19 protein-coding genes are annotated in these 18,100 nt (G+C 73.4%); 4 read left to right on the top strand and 15 right to left on the bottom strand.

The genetic code is table 11. The annotated features are described in order from the left end of the window. Nucleotides 1–452: 452 nt before the first annotated feature. A complete protein-coding gene (locus tag LG634_RS16610) occupies nucleotides 453–1,391 on the bottom strand; it encodes a LysR family transcriptional regulator (RefSeq protein WP_226734596.1) in 939 nt (312 codons plus the stop codon). 70 nt (nucleotides 1,392–1,461) lie between these two features. On the opposite strand from LG634_RS16610, the gene LG634_RS16605 reads away from it, so the two are divergent. Continuing rightward, a complete protein-coding gene (locus LG634_RS16605) occupies nucleotides 1,462–2,628 on the top strand; it encodes a TDT family transporter (protein ID WP_226734595.1) in 1,167 nt (388 codons plus the stop codon). A gap of 3 nt (nucleotides 2,629–2,631) precedes the next feature. Here the strand turns inward: LG634_RS16605 and LG634_RS16600 are convergent, their stop codons facing one another. From LG634_RS16600 to LG634_RS16590, 3 genes are all read right to left on the bottom strand, one after another. Continuing rightward, on the bottom strand, nucleotides 2,632–2,823 hold the full coding sequence (locus LG634_RS16600) for a hypothetical protein (RefSeq protein ID WP_226734594.1): 192 nt from the start codon (nucleotides 2,821–2,823) through the stop codon (nucleotides 2,632–2,634). A 134-nt stretch (nucleotides 2,824–2,957) separates the two neighbouring features. After that, nucleotides 2,958–3,680, bottom strand: a complete 723-nt coding sequence (locus tag LG634_RS16595) for a helical backbone metal receptor (RefSeq protein WP_226734593.1) — start codon at nucleotides 3,678–3,680, stop codon at nucleotides 2,958–2,960. Next, nucleotides 3,680–4,336 (bottom strand): helix-turn-helix domain-containing protein, encoded by a 657-nt coding sequence (locus tag LG634_RS16590; protein ID WP_226734592.1) that lies wholly within the window; start codon nucleotides 4,334–4,336, stop codon nucleotides 3,680–3,682. Before LG634_RS16590 ends, LG634_RS16595 begins: the two co-directional genes overlap by 1 nt. Nucleotides 4,337–4,512: 176 nt before the next feature. On the opposite strand from LG634_RS16590, the gene LG634_RS16585 reads away from it, so the two are divergent. From LG634_RS16585 to LG634_RS16575, 3 genes are all read left to right on the top strand, one after another. Next, the gene (locus LG634_RS16585) at nucleotides 4,513–5,418 is read left to right on the top strand and encodes a 5'-3' exonuclease (protein WP_226734602.1); all 906 of its coding nucleotides are present in this window, start codon (nucleotides 4,513–4,515) and stop codon (nucleotides 5,416–5,418) included. Between the two features lie 69 nt (nucleotides 5,419–5,487). Beyond that, a complete protein-coding gene (locus tag LG634_RS16580; protein WP_226734591.1) occupies nucleotides 5,488–6,327 on the top strand; it encodes a siderophore-interacting protein in 840 nt (279 codons plus the stop codon). A 114-nt stretch (nucleotides 6,328–6,441) separates the two neighbouring features. Then, nucleotides 6,442–7,383 (top strand): pseudouridine synthase, encoded by a 942-nt coding sequence (locus tag LG634_RS16575; protein ID WP_226734590.1) that lies wholly within the window; start codon nucleotides 6,442–6,444, stop codon nucleotides 7,381–7,383. On the opposite strand, the gene LG634_RS16570 is transcribed toward LG634_RS16575, so the two are convergent. From LG634_RS16570 to pafA, 11 genes are all read right to left on the bottom strand, one after another. After that, complete coding sequence (locus tag LG634_RS16570) at nucleotides 7,380–8,060, bottom strand: TetR/AcrR family transcriptional regulator (protein ID WP_226734589.1); 681 nt, start codon at nucleotides 8,058–8,060, stop codon at nucleotides 7,380–7,382. The two genes, LG634_RS16575 and LG634_RS16570, sit on opposite strands and share 4 nt — an antisense overlap. Before the next feature lie 121 nt (nucleotides 8,061–8,181). Beyond that, nucleotides 8,182–11,013, bottom strand: a complete 2,832-nt coding sequence (locus tag LG634_RS16565) for a DEAD/DEAH box helicase (protein ID WP_226734588.1) — start codon at nucleotides 11,011–11,013, stop codon at nucleotides 8,182–8,184. A gap of 175 nt (nucleotides 11,014–11,188) precedes the next feature. Further along, entirely contained in the window at nucleotides 11,189–12,145 is a 957-nt protein-coding gene (gene tatC, locus LG634_RS16560; RefSeq protein WP_226734587.1) for a twin-arginine translocase subunit TatC, read from the bottom strand. 55 nt (nucleotides 12,146–12,200) lie between these two features. Continuing rightward, nucleotides 12,201–12,482, bottom strand: a complete 282-nt coding sequence (tatA, locus tag LG634_RS16555; protein ID WP_226734586.1) for a Sec-independent protein translocase subunit TatA — start codon at nucleotides 12,480–12,482, stop codon at nucleotides 12,201–12,203. Between the two features lie 127 nt (nucleotides 12,483–12,609). Further along, nucleotides 12,610–12,825, bottom strand: coding sequence for a hypothetical protein (locus LG634_RS16550; RefSeq protein ID WP_226734585.1), 216 nt, complete (start codon nucleotides 12,823–12,825; stop codon nucleotides 12,610–12,612). A gap of 61 nt (nucleotides 12,826–12,886) precedes the next feature. Further along, complete coding sequence (locus LG634_RS16545) at nucleotides 12,887–13,144, bottom strand: CpXC domain-containing protein (RefSeq protein ID WP_226734584.1); 258 nt, start codon at nucleotides 13,142–13,144, stop codon at nucleotides 12,887–12,889. 14 nt (nucleotides 13,145–13,158) lie between these two features. Continuing rightward, nucleotides 13,159–14,163 carry a helix-turn-helix transcriptional regulator gene (locus LG634_RS16540; protein WP_226734583.1) on the bottom strand — a complete coding sequence of 335 codons (1,005 nt, stop codon included), beginning with the start codon at nucleotides 14,161–14,163 and terminating at the stop codon, nucleotides 13,159–13,161. A 17-nt stretch (nucleotides 14,164–14,180) separates the two neighbouring features. Beyond that, complete coding sequence (locus LG634_RS16535) at nucleotides 14,181–15,137, bottom strand: helix-turn-helix transcriptional regulator (RefSeq protein ID WP_226734582.1); 957 nt, start codon at nucleotides 15,135–15,137, stop codon at nucleotides 14,181–14,183. 124 nt (nucleotides 15,138–15,261) lie between these two features. Next, nucleotides 15,262–15,636 carry an FKBP-type peptidyl-prolyl cis-trans isomerase gene (locus tag LG634_RS16530; protein ID WP_308072516.1) on the bottom strand — a complete coding sequence of 125 codons (375 nt, stop codon included), beginning with the start codon at nucleotides 15,634–15,636 and terminating at the stop codon, nucleotides 15,262–15,264. Nucleotides 15,637–15,676: 40 nt separating this feature from the next. Next, a complete protein-coding gene (locus tag LG634_RS16525) occupies nucleotides 15,677–16,618 on the bottom strand; it encodes an FKBP-type peptidyl-prolyl cis-trans isomerase (protein ID WP_226734581.1) in 942 nt (313 codons plus the stop codon). Between the two features lie 113 nt (nucleotides 16,619–16,731). Then, nucleotides 16,732–18,093, bottom strand: coding sequence for a Pup--protein ligase (pafA, locus tag LG634_RS16520; RefSeq protein WP_226734580.1), 1,362 nt, complete (start codon nucleotides 18,091–18,093; stop codon nucleotides 16,732–16,734). Nucleotides 18,094–18,100 lie beyond the last annotated feature (7 nt).

The raw sequence follows: 18,100 nt of genomic DNA, 5'->3' as shown, positions 1-18,100 counted from the left end.
TCCGGCGTTTGAGGAGCGGGTTCGGGCGGAGCCCGGTGCCCGGCGCCGGCCGGGTTGCCCTTCTTGGGGGGGGGGGGCCCCCCCCCCCCCCCCCCCCCCCCCCGGGGGGGGGGGGGGGGGGGGGGGCGCCCCCCCCCCCCAGAACTGCAACCCGGCTGGCGCCGGGCACCGGGCTCCGCCCGGACCCGCGCCTCAAACGCCGGCGAGGCTGGGGGTGGCGGCGCCAGCCCCCCGGGCTCCACCCCGACCCCCGCCTCAAACGCCGGCGAGGCTGGGGGTGGCGGCGCCAGCCCCCCGGGCTCCACCCCGACCCGCGCCTCAAACGCCGGCGAGGCTGGATTTGCCCCCGCAGGGTCTCAAGCGCGCCGGCGGGGCCGGGTTTCGCCCCGCGGAGGCGGCGATGCCCCGCAGCAGCGGAGAGGGCCCCGCCGGGTCCGGGGCGGTGGCCCCGGTCAGGAGGTGCGGCGGGTCAGGGAGAGGAGGTCCCGGGCCGGGCCCGAGGGACGGGTACCGGCAGGCCAGACGGCCCGAAGCGCCCGCTCCAACGCCGCGCCGAGCACCGGCACGGCGACAAGCTGCCGAGCCCCCAGCTCCGCCCCGAGCGCCAGCTCACTCAGCACGCACGGCCCCGCCCCCGACACCGCCGCCGCCTTGACCGCGGTCGTGGAGGCCAGCTCCAGCAGCGGCGCCGCCAGCCCCCCGTACCCCGCCAGCGCCGCATCCAGCACCTGCCGCGTCCCCGACCCCTGCTCCCGCAGGATCAACGGCATCGCCGCCAGCTCGGCCACCGGCACCCCGGACCGCCGCCGCGCCCACGGATGCCCCGGCGCGACCGCCACCACCAGCCGGTCGTGGGCGATCACCACCGAGTCCAGCCCGTCCGGCACCCGCAGCCCCTCCACGAAGCCGAGGTCGTCCTCGTGCGCCAGCACCCGCTCGGCCACCGCCGCCGAGTTCCCGGCGTGCAGCGACACCGCCGTCCCGGGCCGCTCCCCCCGCAGCGCCACCAGCCACCCCGGAAGCAGGTACTCGGCGATCGTCATGCTCGCGGCGACCCGCAGCCGCGAATCCCGCCGCCCCCGCAGCGCCTGCGCCGCCGCGTCGAACGCCTCCGCCGCCTCCACCACGGGCCGCGCCCAGTCCGTGACCAGCGCCCCCTCCGCGGTGAGGGTCGACCCGCGCGGCGACCGGTCCACGAGCGCCACCCCGAGCCGTACCTCCAGCGCCCGGATCCGGGCGCTGGCCGCCGGCTGGGTGATGCCGAGCTGCCGGGCGGCCGCCCCCAGGCTGCCCAGCCGGGCCACCGCCAGCAGCAGCTCCAGGGCCCCGAGGTCGGGGACCCGGTGGGACAGCGGGGCCTCGGGCGGCGGACTGTGGGGCACTGTGCTCATAAGTCCAGTTTATGAGCCCATAGGAAGATCACCTCTACTGGCCGCCGTTCCCCCGGCGGACGCTGGACCCATGGCCCCGCTCACACACACCGAACCCGCCATCCGGCACCCCCGGACCCGTACCGAACCCGCCCCCGCCCGCCGCCTCCCGGCGCTGCGGCACCTGGGCCCGAACTGGTACGCCTCCGTCATGGGCACGGCGATCATCGCCAACGCGGGCGCCTCCCTCCCGTACGAGTTCCCCGGCCTCCGGGCCGCCTGCGAGCTGATCTGGGCGCTGTCCGCGCTCGCCCTCGCGGTCCTGCTGACCGCCCGGGCCGGCCACTGGCTGTGCCACCGCGACCAGGCCCGCGCCCACCTGCTGGACCCGGCCGTCGCCCCCTTCTACGGCTGCCTGTCGATGGCTCTGCTCGCGGTCGGCGCCGGCACCCTCACCGTCGGCCGCGACCTCATCGGCACCCCGGCCGCGGTGGCCGTGGACGCCGTCCTGTTCACCGCCGGCACCGCCATCGGCCTGGCCGCCGCCGTGGCCATACCGTTCCTGATGGTCACCCGGCACCGGCTCGCCCCCGGCTCCGCCACCCCCGTGTGGCTGCTGCCCGTGGTCGCCCCCATGGTCTCGGCCGCCGTCGGCCCGCTGCTCATCCCCCACCTGGCCGCCGGCCAGGCCCGCGAGGCCCTGCTGCTGGCCTGCTACGCGATGTTCGGGATCAGCCTGCTGGCCACCCTGCTGATGCTGCCGCTGATCTTCGGCCGGCTGCTGACCGGCGACCCGCTGCCCCTGGCACTGACCCCGACCCTGTTCCTGGTGCTGGGCCCGCTGGGCCAGTCGGTGACCGCAGTCAACCAGCTCGCCGACCAGGCCGCCGGCGCCGTCGACGCCTCGTACGCCCACGCCCTGAGCGCCTTCGCCGTGGTCTACGGCGTCCCCGTGATCGGTTTCGCCCTGCTGTGGCTGGCCCTGGCCGCCGCCCTGGTGGTCCGGGCCGCCCGGGACGGCATGGGCTTCGCGATGACCTGGTGGGCGTTCACCTTCCCGGTGGGCACCTGTGTCACCGGTGCCGAGGGCCTGGCCCGGCACACCGGGCTGATCGCCTTCCAGTGGCTGGCCGCCGCCCTGTTCGCGGTCCTGGTGACCGCCTGGCTGGCCGCCGCCTTCCACACCCTGCGCGGCCTGGCCGGCGGCCGCCTCCTCGCCGCCCCGGCCCCCGTCCGCAGCGTCCCGGCGGCTGCCTGACCGCTACGGCGTGCCCGGTGTTCCCGGAGCCGGCTGTTCCAGGTTCCACGCCTCGTGGGGGACTCCCCGCAGCGTGGCCGTGGACGCCGGCTCCGCCGGCTGCGGCGCCGCCTCCTCGGACCCGGCGCACGCACCGGTCAGCAGCACGGCACCGAGCACGAGAGCGGACAGGGCGGAACGTCGTACGAGGCGCATCCCCGCAGCGTACGCGGCCCCCGCCTGCCGACCGCCGAGCCGGGGCAGAATCCGGCCCCGCCAGGGGGCACCTCCCAGCCCCCTGGGACTGGGGGAGTCTGAGGCGCGGGGTCCGGGGCGGAGTCCCGAAAGCGTCACCCCCGACCCGCCGCCCCGCTCAGCGCCGCCCCCAGCACCTCCGGCGCCTCCCGCAACGAAGGCCCGTACCAGGTCAGGTGCCGGCCGCTGACCAGCGCCGCGGGCAGCCCCGGAAAGGCCTCCGGCCCGTCGCCGGCGGAGAACGCGTACGGCTCGTCGGGCAGCACCACCAGGTCGCAGCCGTGCGCGGCCGCCTCCGCCGCCGGCACCCGCGGATACCGCTCCGCGTGGTCCGCGTACACGTTGCGCACCCCCAGCCGGGCCAGCAGGTCTCCGGCGAACGTGTCCCGGCCGAGCACCATCCACGGCCGCCGCCACACCGGCACCACCGCCGACCGGGGCGGGCCCGGCCGGACGGCGGCCCAGGCGGTCTCCGCCTCGTCCAGCCAGCGCGGCCGGTCCAGCCCGCAGCCGTCGACGAGCACCCGGTGCAGCTCCCGGAAGGCCTGCGGCAGGTCGCGCACCTCGGTGACCAGCACCCGCAGCCCGGCATCCCGCAGGGCGGCCAGGTCCGGCTCCCGGTTCTCCTCCTCGTTCGCGAGCACCAGGTCGGGCCGGAGTGCGGCGATCGCCGGCACGTCCGGGTTCTTGGTGCCGCCGATCCGTACGGCGTCCAGGTCCGCGGGGTGGCTGCACCAGTCGGTGGCGCCCACCAGCAGCCCCGGCGCGGTCTCGGCGACCGCCTCGGTCAGCGAGGGCACCAGGGAGACGACCCGCATCAGCGGCCCGGCGGTTCGGCGGTGGCCTCGATGTGGTCACCGACGGCGACCACGAGGATCCGGGTGTCCTCGGTCGCGGCCCGCCACCGGTGCCGCACCCCGCCGGACAGGAACAGCGCGTCCCCGCTCTCCAGGCGGTAGGCCCGGCCCTCGGCCTCGACCTGGCAGGCGCCGGAGACCACGTACATCAGCTCGTCGTTGCGGTGCTGGTACTCGCGGCCCGCGTCCTGTTCGCCGGTGAACTCCAGCGCGTGCAGCTGGTGGTGACCGCGGACCAGCGGCCGCACCCCGGCGGCCGGCGCGAGGCCGGACGTGTCGTCGGCGCGCACCAGGTCCACGGTCCGGGTGGTGTCGGAAGCCGCCAGGAGTTCGACCGCGGTGGTCTCCAGCGCGTCCGCGACCCGTTCGAGGGAGCGCATGCTGGGGCGGGCCCGCTCGTTCTCTATCTGGCTCAGGAACGGCACCGACAGGCCGCTGCGCGCCGACACCGCGGCCAGCGTCAGCTGGAGCGCCCGGCGCCGCTTGCGCACGGCCACGCCGACCCGCAGCGGCTCCTTCGCGTCCTTCTCCCGGTCTTTCTCCTTGTCGTCCCGGTCATCCCGGGAGTCCCTGCCGTCCCTGGCGTCCCTGGCGTGATCGCCGTCCGTGTGGTCCATGGCGGGGCTGCCCTCCCCTTGTCCCGGCACATCGGTGTGCTGTAAGCACCTTACGCAGCTTCGGCACCAGGTTTCGCGCCCACGGCAGAGCCGCGCTACGCCCCCGGTGAACGTCCGCGCCCGGCCGGTCACCGTCAGTGGCGTGAGGCATGATCCTGGGTGTGACCCGACGCCTGATGCTCCTCGACACCGCTTCCCTCTACTACCGCGCGTACTTCGGGGTCCCGGACTCGGTCCGGGCGCCCGACGGGACGCCGGTCAACGCCGTGCGCGGCCTGCTGGACTTCATCACCCGGCTGGTTCAGGACCACCGCCCCGACGACCTGGTGGCCTGCATGGACGCGGACTGGCGGCCGCACTGGCGGGTCGAGCTGATCCCCACGTACAAGGCGCACCGGGTGGCGGTGGAGACGCCGGCCGGGCCGGACGAGGAGGAGACCCCCGACACCCTGCTGCCGCAGATCCCGGTGATCGAGGCGGTGCTCGACGCCTTCGGCATCGCCCGGGTGGGTGCCGAGGCCTACGAGGCGGACGACGTGATCGGCACTCTCACCGCGCGGTCCGCCGGCCCGGTGGACATCGTCACCGGCGACCGCGACCTCTACCAGCTGGTCGACGACGCGCGCGGGATCCGGGTGCTGTACCCGATCAAGGGTGTGGGCACCCTCCAGCTGACGGACGAGGCGGTGCTGCGGGAGAAGTACGGCGTGGACGGGCCGGGGTACGCGGACCTGGCGCTGCTGCGCGGCGACCCGAGCGACGGCCTGCCCGGGGTGCCGGGCATCGGCGAGAAGACGGCGGCGAAGCTGCTGGACGCGTACGGGGACCTGGCCGGGATCATGGCCGCGGTGGACGACCCGGCTTCGAAGCTGACCCCGGCGCAGCGGCGGCGGCTGGACGAGGCCCGGCCCTACGTGGCGGTGGCGCCGAAGGTGGTCCAGGTGGCCGCGGACGTGCCGCTGCCGGCCTTCGACCCGGCGCTGCCGTCCGCGCCGGCGGACCCGGCGGCCCTCGATGCGCTCGCGCACCGGTGGGGACTGGGTGGAGCCGTGGGGCGGCTGCTCTCCACTCTTCAGCACTGAAGGTGTTAACTTAGGCTTGCCTAAGTATTCCGGTGACCGCCGGAGCATCCAGGGGATCAGGGGAGAACCGTGGCAGAAGCACCCGCCCGCAAGGTCGGCACCGCCCGCGTCCTGCGCACCGAGCGCCTGACGCCGCACATGGTGCGGCTCGTCCTGGGCGGTGAGGAGCTGGCCGGGTTCGGGGCGGGCGATTTCACCGACCACTACATCAAGATCCTCTTCGCGGCCGAGGGCGCCGTCTACCCGGAGCCCTGGGACCTGGACGAGATCCGCGCCGCCTTCCCCCGCGAGCAGTGGCCGCGCAACCGCGCGTACACCGTGCGCTCCTGGGACCCGGCCCACCTGGAGATGACCGTCGACCTCGTCGTGCACGGCGACGAGGGCGTCGGCGGCCCGTGGGCGGCCCGGGTGCAGCCCGGCGAGCAGGTGTACTTCCTCGGCCCCGGCGGCGGGTACGCCCCGGACCCGGCCGCCGACTGGCACCTGCTGGCCGGTGACGAGAGCGCCCTGCCGGCGATCGCGGCCGCCCTGGAGCGGATCCCCGCGGGCGCGCACGTCCACGCCTTCATCGAGGTCTCCGGACCCGAGGAGGAAATCAAGATCATCACGGCCGACGGGATCGCCCCGGTCTGGCTGCACCGAGGCGACCGCCCGGTCGGCGAACTCCTCCAGCAGGCCGTGACCGGCCTCGACTTCCCGGCCGGCACCCCGCACGTCTTCGTCCACGGCGAGGCCGGCTTCGTGAAGGACCTCCGCCGCCACCTCCGCATCGACCGCGCCGTCCCGCGCGAGCGCCTCTCCATCTCCGGCTACTGGCGCCTCGGCCAGACCGACGAGGGCTGGCGCGCGATCAAGCGCGACTGGAACGCCCAGGTCGAGGCCGAGCAGGAGCAGCCGGACGCCGCCTGACCGGCCCGGGGCCCCGCCAAGGGGCCCCGGCCACCCGGCCGGGCACCGGCTCCGGCCTGCGGCAGAGCCCCGGCCCAGCCCTCCCCCTCACCCCGCGCCGCGTACAGTGACCCGGTGCGACGCCGCCCCACTCCGCCCCCGTCCCCCCTCCCCCAGCTGCACGGGATCGACCCCGTACGCCTGCGGCTGCCCGTCGACGGCACCTGGGAGACGCTCGGAGCGTTCCTGCACGACCGGTACGCGGGCGGGGCCGGCGCGGCGGCCATCGCCGGACTGCTCGACTCGGGCGGGATCGTCGGGGCCGACGGACGCCCCCGGCACGCCGGAGAGCCGTACGCCCCGGGCGCGTTCGTGTGGTTCCACCGCGAACTGCCGCCGGAGCCCGAAGTCCCCTTCCCCGTCGTCCTCGTCCACCGGGACGAGCACCTGGTGGTGGCCGACAAGCCGCACTTCCTCGCCACCACCCCGCGCGGCAGCCACGTCACGGAGACCGCCCTGGCCCGGCTCCGCCGCGACCTCGGCCTGCCCCACCTGAGCCCGGCGCACCGGCTGGACCGGCTGACCGCCGGGCTGGTCATGTTCACGGTCCGCCCCGAGGACCGCGGCGCGTACCAGAAGCTGTTCCAGGCCAAGGCGGTCCACAAGGAGTACGAGGCCGTCGCCCGCCACGACGAGGAGCTCGCGGCGACCCTGCCGCGCACCGTCCACAGCCGGATCGAGAAGGTCCGCGGGGTGATGGCGGCCACCGAGGTCCCCGGCCCGCCGAACGCGGCCAGCCGCATCGAACTCCTCGGTCACCGCGCCGGACTGGGCCACTACCGGCTGCTCCCGCACACCGGCCGCACCCACCAGCTGCGCGTCCACATGAACGCCCTCGGCATCCCCATCCTCGGCGACCCCGTCTACCCCGAGGTCACCGACCCGGCCCCGGACGACTACACGCGCCCGCTCCAGCTCCTGGCCCGCCGCCTGGAGTTCACCGACCCGGTCACCGGCCGGGCCCACCGCTTCGAAAGCACCCGCACCCTGGCCGCCTGGCCCCCGGACGCACCTTAGGCCGACGCGCCTCGGGCGTCGGCCGCCGAGCCATCCCGTTCCCGCCCCGCCGGCACCCCCGCGATCCGCAGTGCCGCATCGGCGGTGGCCTCCGCGAACGGGCCCACCGCCCGCAGCGGGTCCGCGTCGCGGATCAGCACCACGCCCTCGATCAGCCCGAACACCAGGTCGCCGCGCAGTTCCAGTTCGGGCCGGCCGAGCCCGGCGGCCGGCCCGGTCTGCGCCAGCAGCCGCCCGTACGCCCGCTTCAACTCCCGGTGCATGCGCCGGAATCCGGCGAACCGCTCACCGCGCACCTCCGGCAGCAGGTACAGCGCCCCCAGGTTGTGCGGCCCGCCGCACAACAGCAGGACGTCCGCCCGGCACAGCTCCCACAGCCGCCGCTCGGCCGTCCGGTGCCCCTCCCCGAGCAGCCGGCGGGCCAGCCGCAGCGAGGGCGCGACCGTCGACTCCAGGAGTTCGGCGAGGAGTTCCTCCTTGCCGCCGAAGTAGTGGTACATCGTCGCCTGCCGCATCCCGGCCCGCTCCGCCACCGCCCGGGTGGTGGTCGCCGCGTACCCGCGCAGCGCGAACAGCTCGGCCGCCGCCCCGAGAAGCTCCTCCCGCGGCGTCAGCCCGCTCTCCGGCCGCAGCCGGTCCGCCCGCGGGCGCCCCACCCGGCGGCCTGTCGTCCCCATCGCCAGATCGTCGCACAGCACGGCCGGATCCGATCATGCATGCAGACCACATCAGCACGGCCCCCGGCTCGGAGGAAACTCCAAGCCGGGGGCCGGAACACAGGTGGGGGCGGGCCGGTCTCTAGCCCACCGAGCTGTACGCCACCACGCCCCGCAGCAGCGCGTCCACCGCCTTGCGCGCGTTGCGCGCCACGGTGCTGCCGCCCGCACCCGGCGCGGCCGCCGCGATCTGCCCGAGCACGTCGATGACCTGCTTGCACCAGCGCACGAAGTCGCCGGCCGGCATCTCCGCCTCGCGCAGCACCTCGTCCAGGCTCTTGTCCGACGCCCACTGGTAGGCCGCCCACGCGAACCCGAGGTCGGGCTCGCGCTGCCCGACGCCCTCGGCCTGGTTGATCCGGTGCTCCTCCTCCAGGGCGTCCAGCCGCCCCCAGATCCGCACCATCTCGCCCAGCGCGACCTTCGCCGCGCCGCCCGGCACCTTCGGCGCCACCGCGTCGTCGGACTGCCGCGCCTCGAAGACCAGCGCGGACACGCACGCGGCCAGCTCGGCCGGGCTCAGACCCTCCCAGATGCCCGCCCGCAGGCACTCCGACGCCAGCAGGTCCAGCTCGCCGTACAGCCGGGCCAGCCGCCTGCCGTGCTCGGTGACCTCGTCCTCGCGCAGGTAGTCCAGCTCGGTCAGCAGCGCGTGGATCCGGTCGAAGGTCCGGGCGATCGTGTTCGTCCGCCCCTCGATCCGCCGCTCCAGCTGCCTGGTGTCCCGCTGCAGCCGGTGGTAGCGCTCCGCCCAGCGGGCGTGGTCCTCGCGCTCGTCGCAGCCGTGGCACGGGTGCGCCCGCAGCTCGGTGCGCAGCCGCGCGATCTGCCGGTCGTCCGCCGCGGCCGCCCGGCCCGGCCGGTGCCGGTCCGGCACGATGTGCCCGGCCTTGGTCCGCAGCGCCGACGCCAGATCACGCCTCGACTGCGGGGACTTCGGGTTGAAGGACTTCGGGATGCGCATCCGCTCCAGCACCTCCACCGGCACCGGGAAGTCGATCGACGCGAGCCGCTTGACCTGCCGCTCCGCCGTCAGCACCAGCGGGCGCGGGCCCTCCTGGTACTCGAACCCGCGGTGCCCGTTGGACCGCCCGGCCGGCACGCCCGGGTCCAGCACCAGCGCCAGACCCGCGAACTTGCCGGTCGGCACGTGGATGACGTCACCCGGCTTCAGCCGTTCCAGCGAGGCCGCCGCCTGCGCCCGGCGCTGCGCCGCACCCTGCTTGGCCAGATCCGTCTCCCGGTCCTTGAGGTCCCGGCGCAGCTGCGCGTACTCCTCGAAGTTCCCCAGGTGGCAGGTCATGCCCTCCCGGTAGCCCTCCAGGCCCTCCTCGTTGCGCTGGACCTGCCGGGAGATGCCGACCACCGAGCGGTCCGCCTGGAACTGCGCGAACGAGGTCTCCAGCAGCTCGCGCGAGCGGTGCCGCCCGAACTGCTGCACCAGGTTCACGGCCATGTTGTACGACGGCCGGAAGCTGGAGCGCAGCGGATACGTACGGGTGCCCGCGAGGCCCGCGAGCGCGCCCGGGTCCATCCCGCGCTGCCAGAGCACCACCGCGTGGCCCTCGACGTCGATGCCGCGGCGCCCGGCCCGGCCGGTCAGCTGCGTGTACTCACCGGGGGTGATGTCCGCGTGCTGCTCGCCGTTCCACTTGACCAGCTTCTCCAGGATCACCGTGCGCGCGGGCATGTTGATGCCCAGCGCCAGCGTCTCGGTGGCGAACACCGCCTTGACCAGCCCGCGGACGAACAGCTCCTCGACGACCTCCTTGAAGGTCGGCAGCATGCCCGCGTGGTGCGCGGCGATGCCCCGCTCCAGGCCCTCCAGCCACTCGAAGTACCCGAGGACGTGCAGGTCTTCGGCCGGGATGGAGGCGGTCCGCTCCTCGACGATCTCGCGGACCTTCGCGCGCGCCTCGTCGTCGTTGAGCCGCAGGCCCGCGTACAGGCACTGCTGGACGGCGGCCTCGCAGCCGGCCCGGCTGAAGATGAAGGTGATGGCGGGCAGCAGCCCCTCGTTGTCGAGGCGCTCGATGACCTCGGGACGGCCCGGGGTCCAGATCCGGCTGCGCGAGCGGCGCTCCCGCTCCCGGTCGGCCTCCCGGACCATCTTGCCGCGCCGCCGGTCCCGCGGGTTGTACGTACGGCTGTTCTCCATGCGCGCCATGCGCAGCAGATCGGGGTTGACCTCGCGGCGGGCGGAGCCGCGGCCGCCGTGGTCGCTCTCCTCCTCGAACAGGTCGTAGATCCGCCGGCCGGCCATGACGTGCTGCCACAGCGGGACCGGCCGCTCCTCGGAGACGATCACCTGGGTGTCGCCGCGGACGGTGTCCAGCCAGTCGCCGAACTCCTCGGCGTTGGAGACGGTCGCGGAGAGCGACACCAGGGTCACCGACTCGGGGAGGTGGATGATCACTTCCTCCCAGACGGCGCCGCGGAACCGGTCGGAGAGGTAGTGCACCTCGTCCATCACCACGTAGCCCAGACCCAGCAGCGACTGCGAGCCCGCGTACAGCATGTTCCGCAGCACCTCGGTGGTCATGACCACGATCGGCGCCTCGGAGTTGACGCTGTTGTCGCCGGTCAGCAGGCCGACCTTGGCGGCGCCGTAGCGCTTGACCAGGTCGGCGTACTTCTGGTTGGACAGCGCCTTGATGGGCGTGGTGTAGAAGCATTTGCGGCCCTGCGTCAGGGCCAGGTGTACGGCGAACTCGCCGACGATCGTCTTGCCCGACCCGGTCGGTGCGGCCACGAGCACGCCCTTGCCGGCTTCCAGCGCCTTGCACGCCTCGATCTGGAACGGGTCCAGACCGAATTCGTACATCTCGCGGAAGGGGGCCAGGGCAGTGGCCTCCTCGGCGGCGCGGATCCGGGCAGCGGCGTACCGCTCGGCGGGGGAGAGGTCCTCTGTCATCTTGTCTCCGAGCCTACCCGCCCCCTCTGACAGCGGGCGCGATCTTTATTTGCCGGTCAGGACCCGTCCCGCGGCGGGCATGCGGCCCGCCTGCGGATGACTGAGATGGGTACCCCGCCGGACCCGCGGGAACACCCGCGGGGCCCGGCGCTCCGGCCCGGCCGCCCGCCGCGGCTCAGGTGGCGTCGTCGTAGCCGTTGATCCGGTGCCGGCCGCCGTCGGCCTGCTCGGGGAGCGGGGAGGGCGCCCCGACCCGCTCGGCGCCGCCGATGTCCGACGGGGTCAGGTCCAGGTCCGAGGCCTCGTCGTCGTCGAGGCCGGCGTCCGGGTTGCCGCGCGCGCGCCGCCGGTCGTTGAGCCAGCAGATCGCGAGGGCGGCGAAGTACAGGGCCACGATCGGCCCGGCCAGCGCCAGCATGGTCAGCGGGTCGCCGGTGGGCGTCGCGAACGCGGCGAAGACCGTGATGCCGAGCACGAACCCGCGCCACCAGCCGCCCAGCCGCTTCGCGGTGAGCACCCCGGTGACGTTCAGCAGGATCAGCAGCAGCGGCAGCTCGAAGGCCAGGCCGAACACCACGACCATGCGGGTCACGAGGTCGAGGTAGTCGTCGACCGGCAGCAGGTTGCGGGCGTTCTCCGGGGTGAACTCCAGCAGGATCTGGGCCGTCTGCGGGAGGATCGTGTACGCCAGCACCGCGCCGCCGAGGAACAGCGGGGCGCCGACCGCCACGAAGCTGATCGCGTACCGCTTCTCGTGGCCGTGCAGGCCCGGGGCCACGAAGGCCCACAGCTGGTACAGCCACACCGGCGCGGACAGCACCACACCGGCCGCGAGGGACACCTTGAGGGCGATCGAGAACGGCGCGATGAGGCCGTTGACGGTCATGTCGGCACAGGGCCGGCCGTTGACCTGCTTGACCACACCCTGGGTGCAGCCGACGGAGTCCAGCATCGGCTTCAGCATGAAGTCGATGAGGTCCTTGTAGAAGAACGCGGCGGCGACCGTGATCACCAGGATCGCCAGGACCGACTTCAGCAGGCGGTTTCGCAGCTCGCGCAGGTGCTCGGCGAGGGGCATCCGCCCCTCGGCGTCCTTCTCCTGCTTCTCCTGCTTGCGGGCAGACTTGAGCAACCCACGTCCCTCGTCTCGTGCAGTGGTCAACAGCGGGGTGGAGCGGACGGCCTGGTCAGCCCTGCGTGGTGCGGCCGGGCTCGCTCACCGGGCGGGCGCTGGTGACGTCTCCGGGCGCGGCCTGGATGGTCTTCGGGGCGGCCTGCGGCGCGGACTGCTCGGCGGGCGCGTCGGCAGCCGGCTCGTCGTCCTTCTTCATGGCCTTGGCCTCGCTCTTGAGGATGCGGGCCGACTTGCCGAGGGAACGGGCCATCTCCGGCAGCTTCTTGGCACCGAACAGCAGCAGGATGACAGCGATGATCAGAACGATCTCGAGGGGCTTCAGATTGCCGATCATGTGTGGCTTCCTTCTCACCGAGGCGGCTGGAGCTGGTTGCTGCGGCCGGCCGGGCTGCCGCCCGCCGATCGCGTCTGCCAAGGATCGTAACCCGGGGGTGTGAACGCCCGGCAATCCCCCGGCGTCCTCACGATTGCGTACCGGCCGTCCTGATCATCTCTCCCGACGCGGCCAGCCCGGTGGCGGCATCCTCCAGCTCACCTGCGGCGCTGCTGATCCGGCGGCTCGACTCGGCCACCTGGAGCGACAGCCTGCGCACCTCCACGAACACCCGCACCGCGGGCACGGCCAGCACGACCAGCCCCAGGAACCCCAACACGATTGCGATCATCGGCCACAGCATGCCCGCAGCCTAGTGCCGCGACCGCGGGAGCCGGCACCCGCGGCCACGGCCCGGAGCCGTCCTACACGCTGCGCAGCGTCCGGACCCCGCCCCCGGTCAGCAGCTCCACGATCCGCTCCCCCGCCGGCTTGCGGACCGCCACCCCGCACTCGGGGCAGGTGAACGAGTAGAACGTCGAGCGCCTGCTGCCGCCGATGGCCAGCCGCAGGGCACCCGCCGCCAGCTCGAACCGGGCCCGGCAGTCCGGGCAGGCGGCCTTGAACAGGACCTCCCCCACCACCGCGGACAGCCCCTGCTTCCCCGACTCTCTCCGCGCCATGCCCGCCGCCCCCTTCAGCCCCGGACCCCTTGACCGTCCTCCGCCTCCCGCTGCTGCGGCAGGTCGTACGCCTCCAGCGCCTCGCGGGCCGCCCGGGCGGCGCTCTCCGCCAGCTCCTGCGGCGCCACGATCCGGCCGTCCCGGCCCAGCCGCAGCGCCAGCCGGCGCAGCGACGCCGGCTCCGGGGTGCGCAGCGCGATCCGCAGGCCGCCGTCCGGCAGCTCCCGGGCGCTGTCGTGCGGGTAGTACTCGGCCACCCAGCGGCCGCCCGGCCCGACCTCCACGACGACCTCCGGGTCCTCGGCGGCCGGCTGCACCAGCCCCTCGGACAGGTCCCGCGGCTCGATCGCCGGCGGCTCGGCCCGCTCGTCGAGCAGCCGGATCTCGGCCACCCGGTCCAGCCGGAAGGTGCGGCGCGCCTCCGACAGGTGGCACCACCCCTCCAGGTACGTGTGGCCGACCGCGAACAGCCGGATCGGGTCCACCGTCCGCTCGGTCAGCTCGTCCCGGGCCGGCGAGTAGTAGCGCAGCCACAGCCGGCGGCGCTCCGAGATCGCCCGGTCGACGTCCGCGAAGACCCCGCCCTCCGACTCGAAGGTCACCGACAGCCGGGCACTGGCCCCGGCCGCCTCGCCGGCCGCCGCCTCCAGCTTCGCGGTGGCCCGCAGCAGCGCGTCCCGGTCGCTCTCCCGCAGCCCCGGCAGGGTCGCCACCGCCCGCGCCGCCACCAGCAGCGCGGTCGCCTCGTCGGCGGCCAGCCGCAACGGCTCCGCCGTGGACTCCCCCGACGCATCGGGATTGCGCCACCAGATGCGCTCCCCGTCCGTGTCGATGTCGAGCAGGTCCCCGCCCCGGAAGCTGGTCCCGCACATCGGGAGCACGTCGAGGTCCGAGATCAGCTCGTCCTCCGTGATCCCGAACGCGCGCGCGACGTCCGCGATGTGCGCCCCCGGGCGCTCCCGCAGGTACGTCACGAGCGACAGCATCCGCCGGGTCTGGTCAATGGCATTCGCCGCCATGCTGGTACGCGTCCCCCTCAGCCCTTGGCCACGGCTCGCAGCCGGTCCACCACATCAGCCCGCAGGTCCGCGGGTTCCAGCACCACCACGTCCGGCCCGAACTCGACCAGCCAGGCGTCCAGTCCGTGCCCGTACGGGATCTCCAGCTCGTCCCAGCCGCCGCCCAGCTCCCGCACCGCGGAGGCCTTGGCGCGCAGCGGGTAGCCGGCCCCGGACCGCAGCCGGATCAGCGCCGACCGGTCGGCCGTCTCCCCGGCCCAGCCCGCCACGGTCTCCCGCACCGTCACCACGTCCGGCACCTCGGCCGTGTAGGCCCCGGCCCGCGACTTCACCTTGCCGGTGATCCGCGACAGCCGGAACACCCGCTCCGCGCCGCGCTCCCGGTCGAAGCCCGCCAGGTACCACTGGCCGCGCCAGCACTCCAGCGCCCACGGCTCGACCTGCCGCTGCTCCGGCCGCGCCGCGTTCGACTTGCGGTAGTCGAAGACCACCGGCCGCCGGTCCCGGCAGGCGAGCATCAGCGGCTCGAAGGCCGCCTCGTGCACGGGGATCCGCGGCTCGATCGCGCTGTGCTGGCCCTCGAACGGATCACCCGCCTCCGGCATGCCCGCCGCCCGCAGCTTCTGCAGGGCACCGCTGGCCGCCCCGGCGAGGCGCGCCTGCTGCCAGACCTTCGCCGCCAGCCCCAGCGCGGCCGCCTCCTCGGCGTCCAGCGACACCGGGGGCAGCCGGTTGCGGTCCCGGCGCGCCAGGTAGCCGGTCTCGCCCTCGATGTTCTCCACCGTCTCGATGACCAGGCCCAGTTCGCGCAGGTCGTCCTTGTCCCGCTCGAACATCCGGTTGAAGGCCTCGTCGTTCGCGGCCTCCATGTACGCCTCGATGGACCCGCGCAGTTCGCGCTTGCTGAGCGGCCGCCGCGTCCCCAGCAGACACAGTGCCAGGTTCATCAGCCGCTCGGCCTTGGCAATCGCCATCGACGCCCTTCCCCGCATCCGTACACAGTCGTGACCGTTGACCGTACCGCCCCGCCGCGCCCCCGCAAAAGCGAGGGGCCCCCGCCGTCCGGCAGGGGCCCCTCACTGATCGCGGCTGTCCGGATCAGACACCCATCAGGTCACACACGAAGATCAGCGTCTCGCCCGGGGCGATCGCGCCGCCCGCGCCGCGGTCGCCGTAGGCGAGGTGCGCGGGGATCACCAGCTGGCGGCGGCCGCCCACCTTCATGCCCTGGATGCCGCGGTCCCAGCCCGTGATGACCTGGCCGGCGCCCAGCTTGAACTCCAGCGGGTTCCCGCGGTTCCAGGAGGCGTCGAACTCCTCGCCCGTGGAGAGGGCGACACCCACGTAGTGGACCTTGACGAAGTCCCCCGCCTTGGCCTCGGCGCCGTCGCCCTCCCAGAGGTCCTTGATCACCAGGTCGGCCGGAACGCCGTCCTCGTAGAAGTCGATCTCGGGCTTCTCCAGCTTGCTCACGAACAGCTCCTCAAACTAAAACAGGTCAACCGGGACAGTCTTACACCACCGTGAGGATGTCGAGCGCGAACACCAGCGTCGACTTGGCCGGGATGGCGCCGTTCGCCTTCTCCCCGAAGCCCTCCGACGGCGGCAGGACCAGCAGCACCCGGCTGCCCGCCTTCTTGCCCGCGATGCCGTTCTTCAGACCCTTGACGGTCAGCTGGTCCAGCGGCCAGTTCACCGTGTTGCCCTGCGCGTAGGTGCTCTCGAAGAGCTTGTCGCCCTTCCAGATCTTGCCCACGTACTTCACGACGACGGTGTCCGTCGGCTTCACGACCGGGCCGGTGCCCTCGATCACGTAGTTCGACACCAGCTTCGCCGGCGCCTCGCCCGCGGGCACCTTCAGCGACGGCTCCTTGCCGTCGGTGTTCGTCCCGACCTGCGGCAGCGCCTTGTCGTCCTGCGGCACGGCCTTGCCCGTCGCGGACAGCGGGATCGTCTTCGCCTTCACGATGTCGACGACGAACACCAGCGTCGCGTTCGCCTTGATCTTCGGCGGCGAACCGGCAGCGCCGTAACCCAGGTCCGGCGGGATCACCAGCTCGACGCGGCTGCCGACCTTCTGACCCTCGAGGCCCTGGTCCCAGCCCTTGATGACGCCGCCCGCGCCGATCGTCAGCTGGAACGGCTCCCCGCGGTCGAAGCTGTTGTCGAACGGCTCCGTGCCGTCCCAGGTCTGGCCGAGGTAGTTCACATCGGCCGCGTCGCCCTTCTTCAGCGCCGGGCCCTTGCCCTCGCTGATCACCACGACCTTCAGCTTCTTCGGGGGTTCCCCCTCCCCCTTCGCCAGGGTGGGCTTCTCCCCGAACTTGGCGCCCGCGGTGATGGCGGGAGCGCCGTTCTTCATGGTGGCGGAGTCGGAGCTGCCCGAGTCGTCGCCACAGGCCGCTGTCGACAGCAGCAGCAGGGGGACGACCAGCAGGCCGGCAAGTCGGCGCACGTGTTCCTCAGATCTCAGACGGCAACGGTCGCCGCCACTCTAAGGCGTAGTCAGGGCCCCGTACGAGAACCGTACGGGGCCCTGTGGTGCGCGACACGCACGCGACGTCCGTGCTACATGCCCGCGATCAGCTTCTCCACCCGGTCGTCCACCGACCGGAACGGGTCCTTGCACAGCACGGTCCGCTGCGCCTGGTCGTTGAGCTTCAGGTGCACCCAGTCCACCGTGAAGTCCCGGCGCTGCTCCTGCGCCCGGCGGATGAAGTCACCGCGCAGCCGCGCCCGAGTGGTCTGCGGGGGCACCGACTTGCCCTCGAAGATCTTCAGGTCGTTGCAGATCCGCGCCGCCTGCCCCTTGCGCTCCAGCAGGTAGTACAGACCCCGCCGCCGGTGGATGTCGTGGTACGCGAGGTCTATCTGCGCGACCCGCGGGTTCGACATCGTCATGTTGTGCTTGGCCCGGTACCGCTCGATCAGCTTGTACTTGATGACCCAGTCGATCTCGGTTCCGATCCGGTCCAGGTCCTCCTGCTCGACCGCGTCGAGCGTACGGCCCCACAGCTCCAGGACCTGCTCGACCGTCCCGGTCCGGATCCCGCGCCGCTCCGCGAAGTCCACGGCCTTGTCGTAGTACTCCCGCTGGATCTCCAGCGCCGAGGCCTCCCGGCCGCTCGCCAGCCGCACCTTGCGCTGCCCCGTGATGTCGTGACTGACCTCGCGGATCGCCCGGATCGGGTTCTCCAGGGTCAGGTCCCGCATCACCGTGCCCGCCTCGATCATGCGCAGCACCAGATCGGTGGCCCCGACCTTCAGCAGCATCGTCGTCTCGGACATGTTCGAGTCGCCCACGATCACGTGCAGGCGCCGGTACCGCTCCGCGTCCGCGTGCGGCTCGTCCCGGGTGTTGATGATCGGCCGCGACCGGGTGGTCGCGGAACTGACGCCCTCCCAGATGTGCTCCGCACGCTGGCTCACGCAGTACACCGCACCGCGCGGCGTCTGCAGCACCTTGCCGGCCCCGCAGATCAGCTGCCGGGTCACCAGGAACGGGATGAGGATGTCGGCCAGCCGCGAGAATTCCCCGTGCCGCGCCACCAGATAGTTCTCGTGGCAGCCGTACGAGTTGCCCGCGGAATCGGTGTTGTTCTTGAAGAGGTAGACGTCGCCCGCGATTCCCTCCTCGTGCAGACGGCGTTCGGCGTCGACGAGCAGGCCCTCCAGAATGCGCTCGCCCGCTTTGTCGTGGGTGACCAGCTCGGTCACGTTGTCACATTCGGGAGTTGCATATTCCGGATGCGAACCCACGTCGAGGTACAGACGGGCACCGTTCCGCAGGAAGACATTGCTGCTGCGGCCCCATGAGACGACACGGCGGAAGAGGTAGCGCGCCACTTCGTCAGGAGACAGTCGGCGCTGTCCCCTGAACGTGCACGTGACGCCGTACTCGTTCTCCAGCCCGAAAATGCGGCGGTCCATGACTGAA

This window comes from Streptomyces bambusae (assembly GCF_020532645.1).
GTDB classification, from domain to species: Bacteria; Actinomycetota; Actinomycetes; order Streptomycetales; family Streptomycetaceae; genus Streptomyces; species Streptomyces bambusae.
The sequence above is the reverse complement of the archived record's forward strand: the minus strand, read 5'-3'. Positions and strand labels throughout refer to the sequence as shown.